Genomic DNA, 5,943 nt, shown 5'->3' on the forward strand with positions numbered 1-5,943 from the left:
AATATCGAAATCATTCCATGAAATTAAATATTTAATTTAGTAATAATTGTCTAACTTTTTTAAGGCACTTCATTTTAAGATTGCTTTTTTATTACTTCAAATCATTACCAATAAACTGTGAATTGTAAAGATCAGCATAAAAACCATTTTGTTGCATTAACTCGTCATGATTACCGGTTTCCATGATTTGACCGTGGTTCATTACAATAATGTTGTCTGCATCACGAATAGTAGATAAACGATGTGCGACCACAAAACTGGTTCGTCCTTTAATTAATTTATCCATCGCTTTTTGAATTAATGACTCAGTCCGCGTATCGACTGAACTAGTAGCTTCATCTAAAATTAATATTTCTGGATTAGATAAAAATGCCCTAGCAATTGTTAAAAGCTGACGTTGACCTTGGGAAATGTTAGAAGCACTTTCATTTAAAATCGTGTTGTATCCATCTGGCAATTTGTTAATAAAAGTATCTGCATGTGCTTCTTTAGCTGCCGCATAAACTTCTTCATCTGTAGCCTTTTCACGACCATATTTAATGTTATCAAAAATAGTTCCTGTAAATAACCAACTATCTTGTAGCACCATTCCAATATGTGAACGTAATTCTGGACGACTAATATTACGTGTATCAACCCCATTTAAACGAATAGAACCTGATTTAATGTCATAAAAACGCTCTAGCAAATTAATAATCGTTGTTTTACCAGCACCTGTAGGCCCAACGATTGCAACCGTCGTTCCCTTTTTAACTGATAGATTAAAATCTTTAATCAATGGAACGTCTGGTTCATAATTAAAGTTAACTTTTTCAAAAGTAATTGAATTATCAGTCTTAACAGTCGATACATTGGAACGTTCTGTATTCATTTCTGGTTCATCTAATATCTTAAAAATACGTTCACTCGAAGCAATTGTTGACTGAATCGTATTAGTTAAATTAGCTAAGTTACTAATAGGCTGATTAAACATATTAGTATATTGTAAGAAAGCTTGCACATTACCTAAAGCAATATTTCCATTAGCAACTTGAATTCCACCAATAATTGCCACAAAAACATAATTAAGATTCTTTACAAAGTTCATTAATGGAAAAATAAAGCTTGAAATAAACTGCGCTTTCCAGGCAGCTCCATAATATTTCTCATTTTGAGTTTCAAATTTATCAATCGCTTCTTCTTCACGATTGAAAGTTTTTATAATATTATGTCCCGCGAAGGTTTCTTCAACCTGTCCGTTAACGACCCCTAAATGTTTTTGTTGTTTACTAAAGTAACGTTGTGAACGCGGGGTAATTAATCCTACAATAATCGCTATAATTGGTAATGTAGCTAATGCAACCAGTGTTAAAGTCAAACTAATGGTAAACATCATATACAAAACTCCAAAGAATAGCATGATACTAGTAATAAATTGTGTTAGGTTAGTTTGCAACATCGTTGAAATATTATCCATATCATTAATCATTCTAGACATGATGTCACCATTTGAATTTTTATCATAATATGAAATTGGCAAACGTTGCATCTTAGCTTTAAAATCTTTACGTAATTGATAGACAACTTTTTGTGAAATATAAGTCATGATAAATTGTTCAGCAACATTAAACAAAGCACTAATAATGTATAAAATTGCTACTACGATTAAAATATGTCCAACCGTTGCAAAATCAATGGGAATACTACTTAATTTGATTCCACGTTGATTAGCCATGTAACCTTTAGTTACGCCTTTATAAATCTCAGTAGTGGCATTTCCTAAAATTTTGGGTGTAATAATTTGCAAAATTACCGCAATGATTGATAGTAGGACTACAAATATCACACCACCCATCCAAGGACGCATGTATTTAACTAATCGCCACGTAGCTGCCCAAAAATTATCTGGTTTTCGCTTTTTAGCATTATCCATTATTAGCACCCCCCTTTTTAAGCTGTGAGTCTAAAATAGCTCGATAAACTGGATTGTTATCCACTAACTCATCATGCGTACCTGAGCCAACTAATTTTCCATCTTGTAAAACTAAAATTAAATCTGCATTTGCAACCGTAGAAATTCGTTGAGCAACAATTAGAGTAATTGCATTTTTAATTTTAGAGTCTTTATTTAAAGCCATGCGTAATTCTGCATCGGTTTTAAAATCTAAGGCAGAGAATGAATCATCAAAGATATAAACAGCAGCATTTTTTAAGATAGTTCTAGCGATAACTAATCGTTGCTTTTGACCACCAGAAAAGTTACTACCATTTTGTTCTACAGGAGCATCTAATCCGCCGATTTCATCGGTTACAAATTCATCTGCTTTGGCTACTTGCAAGGCATGCCAAATCTCATCATCAGTGGCTTTTTCATTCCCATATTGCATATTTTCTCTAATGGTTCCTGTAAACAATACTGCCTTTTGTTGAGTAATTGAAATGTTGCGATGTAATTCAGCTTGACTAATTTTTTGAATTGAAACACCGTTTAATTTAATCTCACCATTAGTAACATCGTACAAACGAGGCACTAAATTAACTAGCGATGATTTTCCAGAACCAGTTTCACCGATAATTGCTACAGTTTGTCCACGTTTGGCACTAAAATTGATGTCTTTAAGAGCTAGATGATCTTCTTGACCATACTTAAAGTCAACATGTTCAAATGACAAACTAGTTTCATTATCAGCAATATGTCTTTCATGGTCATCTTTAGGGTCTTTAATAGAAGGTTCTACCTCTAAAACTTCGTTAATACGTTTAGCTGAAGCACTAGCTCGTGGAATGAACACAAACATAAATGAAAGCATCATAAAACTAATTAAAATTTGTGTTGCATAAGTCATAAAAGCAACTAAATTTCCTACTGCTAAAGCATTATGCGAAATCATTTTAGCTCCAAACCATACAATTCCAACATTTGTACCGCTTAAAATCAAAGTCATGACAGGAAACATTAATGAAACGATCATAAATACTTTAATTCCATTTTTGGCATAATTACGATTTTGATGATCAAAACGATTTTGTTCATAAGCATCGCGATTAAAAGCTCGAATTACCCTAACTCCAGTTAAGCCTTCACGAAAAATCAAATTCAACTTATCAGTTTTACTTTGTAATTTTTTAAATAATGGTCCGGCAAAAGACATAATAATAACTACTACAATTGCTAAAACTACTAAAGAAACAAAGAAAACAATCGTTAAACGTGGACTTTTAACAAAGGCTAATGAAATGGCACCAACTAGCATAATAGGCGACATAAACATCATACGAAGAACTTGAATCATGACGTTTTGAATTTGCACAACATCATTAGTGTTTCTAGTAATCAATGACGCATCGCCAAACTTGTCTAAATCTTGATCAGATAAATACATAATTTTTCGATACATAGCACTACGAATCTTTTTACCCATTTTTTGTGATTGGGTAGCTGCAAAATAGATATTTCCCGCAGCAGCTAAAACTCCAACCATTGCTACAAATAACATCTTGAAACCTTCACTCCAGATATAGCCAATGTTATTTTTAGCTACTCCGTTATCGATAATATTGGCAGTTACAGTTGGTAAGTACAAATCACAGGCAACTTGTACAATTAAAAAAAGAACTGCAGCAATTACCGCACTCCAGACTAAGTATTTTTTGGATAATTTAAGCAAATATTACCACTCCTTACCTATATTATGTTAAACAAACGTATTGGTCATTATATACTTTAATATTTTAGTTGAAAAGTATAAAATCTACTTATATATAATGTAGTAAAGAAATGGGGTAAAATCATGAGCAGTAATTCAGATACAATCAGCAATATTTTATTCTATATTCGACAGCATCCTGAAAAGACTATTTTTAAAAGTGGTCAGTACAAAAATTCAATTCAAATGTTTATTAACGATGATATTAAAATTGGCAATACTAACTTGTTTTTCCCTAAAGGTCGATTACGTGTTAATCGAATGAACAATGATTTCATGGAGAACAACAACGATTTAATTAACTATTTCTATAGTCTGACTGATGATGAAAATAATAATTTTAAAGAAATTTGGGTTACGACTGGACATATCGTCAATCATCATAAGTTTATTATCGATTTGTCTTTTGAATAAAATAAAAAGGCCTGCTAAAGCAGACCTTTTTTGATTGGGTATACTGGGCTCGAACCAGTAAATTGCGGATTCAGAGTCCGCTGCCTTACCAATTTGGCGAATACCCAATAATTAGTACAATAAATATATTAAACTTAAATAAATATACTGTCAAATGTTTGGTTAACTAGTTGAATTAATTTGACATTAATAATCACATTATATATAATATTTTATGTATTGATTAGTTGTTATTGCCCACTGGTCAAACTGGTTTAAGACGTCGCCCTCTCAAGGCGGAGTTATGGGTTCGAGCCCCATGTGGGTGATTCTATAATAAAAAGCACTTAGCATGATGCTAAGTGCTTTTTATTATGCTGTGATTATGTTAATAACTTAAAGCAAAGTAATGACATTTTCGCCACTGCTTGTTTAAACTTTTAACAGTTATTTCTTTCATAGTTCCAGATAGTGGATCATTATAGATAAACACGCGGCGATTAAACCCTACTACTACAATCGGCACAATTGTACCCGAATAGTCTTTAATCCATAGCATAACTGGACGATTTCTTAATAATCGACTTCGCACACGTCGAAAAGACTTATTGGTTAAATCTTTGTATGAACCTTTTAAATTCACAAAAATATTAAAAAAGTGTTGTGGAGTATAGGTAAAATGATTATATTGACTGACATTTATATACTTGTCAAAAGTCGTAGAATCAATATTTATCCCTGCAAAATTCAACATCATTTTTACTGCACAAAAATACATTTTTTTATCATTAGTTTCACAACTTAATGGTTCAATGTTCAAACGACGATAATTATTTCGTACAAATTTAAAAGGCACCCAACCAGCACCATTGATTGAATCATCAAAGTGAAACCATGCGTGTTTTTTATAAAATCCCATTTTATTTATCATAAATTCTGCATTGTTATCTGAACGTTTAAATGACCGTTTTTCTTTCTTTGATTGGGTCATTTCTTGAAGACACCATTTCTCCATTCTAGAACGTTTTAATTTAACATAAAAAGGCATTAAATTTTCAAAGGCTATTTCTTTATTTTTCATGGATTCATCCCTTCAACAATTAAGACGTTATATTTTAACATTATAAATCAAATCAATCCACTAATGGTTAAAAATATTGCATCATTATAAATCCTTATTATGGTTATGCGGATTACTTTATTTTTATTGAGTAATATGATAATATTTTTTATGTACCTATTTTGGGGTCGTTATGGATTCGACGGGTATAGTTCGAATTCGAATTGCGTTTCGTAGCGGCGTCTACGTAAAAACGTCCAGTTTTTAAATTATAACTGCAAAAAATAATTCAAACAACGTCGCTTTAGCTGCCTAATAAGCAGACAACGACAATCCTCCTAGCTTCGTCTATGAGTTAGATCTGGGTTTTATATGAAGTAGACTTACGCCAACAGCTCCCACCTGAAGTTGTTGGAAGAGACTAATCAGGTTAGCTAGGTATGGTAACCCTGGAATACGGTGTTCTACCTAGTGAAATTTAAATAGTATCCCTATGAGCGTAGATATTCGGATGGCGATATGCTCGGACGCGGGTTCAACTCCCGCCGACTCCATTAGCCAACAAAAGCTCATTGTTATCGGTGTTATTTTTACCGTAACAATGGGCTTTTTATTTATTCTATGGACTAATATGATAAAAAAACAGTAAATTCAATGACAGTATGACAGTATAAATAACAGTAAAAAATAATTCACCGTAGGGGTATGGATGAAAAAAGGGATGCTAAATTTGTACCGCCTTAAAAAAGTTAGACATAATATCTAATTTTTTAAGGCGGTTTTTTTATGTCAAAATATTCAACT

The 5,943-nt window shown here is 32.3% G+C and carries 4 protein-coding genes, 2 tRNA genes and 1 other RNA gene; 3 read left to right on the plus strand and 4 right to left on the minus strand.

What is annotated here, in order from left to right:
- Window positions 1-91 precede the first annotated feature (91 nt).
- Both K5Q11_RS07385 and K5Q11_RS07390 read right to left on the minus strand, forming a co-directional pair.
- Window positions 92-1,912 carry an ABC transporter ATP-binding protein gene (locus tag K5Q11_RS07385; protein ID WP_220752398.1) on the minus strand — a complete coding sequence of 607 codons (1,821 nt, stop codon included), beginning with the start codon at window positions 1,910-1,912 and terminating at the stop codon, window positions 92-94.
- Complete coding sequence (locus tag K5Q11_RS07390; protein WP_220752400.1) at window positions 1,905-3,647, minus strand: ABC transporter ATP-binding protein; 1,743 nt, start codon at window positions 3,645-3,647, stop codon at window positions 1,905-1,907. The genes K5Q11_RS07385 and K5Q11_RS07390 overlap by 8 nt, the downstream gene beginning before the upstream one ends.
- Before the next feature lie 123 nt (window positions 3,648-3,770).
- Here K5Q11_RS07390 and K5Q11_RS07395 point away from each other — a divergent pair, with 123 nt between their 5' ends.
- Entirely contained in the window at window positions 3,771-4,100 is a 330-nt protein-coding gene (locus K5Q11_RS07395) for a hypothetical protein (protein WP_220752402.1), read from the plus strand.
- Between the two features lie 34 nt (window positions 4,101-4,134).
- On the opposite strand, the gene K5Q11_RS07400 is transcribed toward K5Q11_RS07395, so the two are convergent.
- Window positions 4,135-4,207: transfer RNA gene (locus K5Q11_RS07400), tRNA-Gln, on the minus strand.
- A gap of 127 nt (window positions 4,208-4,334) precedes the next feature.
- On the opposite strand from K5Q11_RS07400, the gene K5Q11_RS07405 reads away from it, so the two are divergent.
- A tRNA-Glu gene (locus K5Q11_RS07405) sits at window positions 4,335-4,408 on the plus strand.
- Window positions 4,409-4,467: 59 nt separating this feature from the next.
- On the opposite strand, the gene K5Q11_RS07410 is transcribed toward K5Q11_RS07405, so the two are convergent.
- A complete protein-coding gene (locus K5Q11_RS07410; protein ID WP_220752404.1) occupies window positions 4,468-5,160 on the minus strand; it encodes a C39 family peptidase in 693 nt (230 codons plus the stop codon).
- A gap of 163 nt (window positions 5,161-5,323) precedes the next feature.
- Here K5Q11_RS07410 and ssrA point away from each other — a divergent pair.
- Window positions 5,324-5,696, plus strand: a transfer-messenger RNA (tmRNA) gene (gene ssrA / locus K5Q11_RS07415).
- Window positions 5,697-5,943 lie beyond the last annotated feature (247 nt).

It is taken from the genome of Apilactobacillus xinyiensis, from assembly GCF_019656235.1.
GTDB lineage: Bacteria > Bacillota > Bacilli > Lactobacillales > Lactobacillaceae > Apilactobacillus > Apilactobacillus xinyiensis.

Coding starts and splice junctions, on each gene's coding strand:
- K5Q11_RS07385 (WP_220752398.1), bottom strand. CDS start 1,912: ATGGATAATGCTAAAAAGCGAAAACCAGATAATTTTTGGGCAGCTACG.
- K5Q11_RS07395 (WP_220752402.1), top strand. CDS start 3,771: ATGAGCAGTAATTCAGATACAATCAGCAATATTTTATTCTATATTCGA.
- K5Q11_RS07410 (WP_220752404.1), bottom strand. CDS start 5,160: ATGAAAAATAAAGAAATAGCCTTTGAAAATTTAATGCCTTTTTATGTT.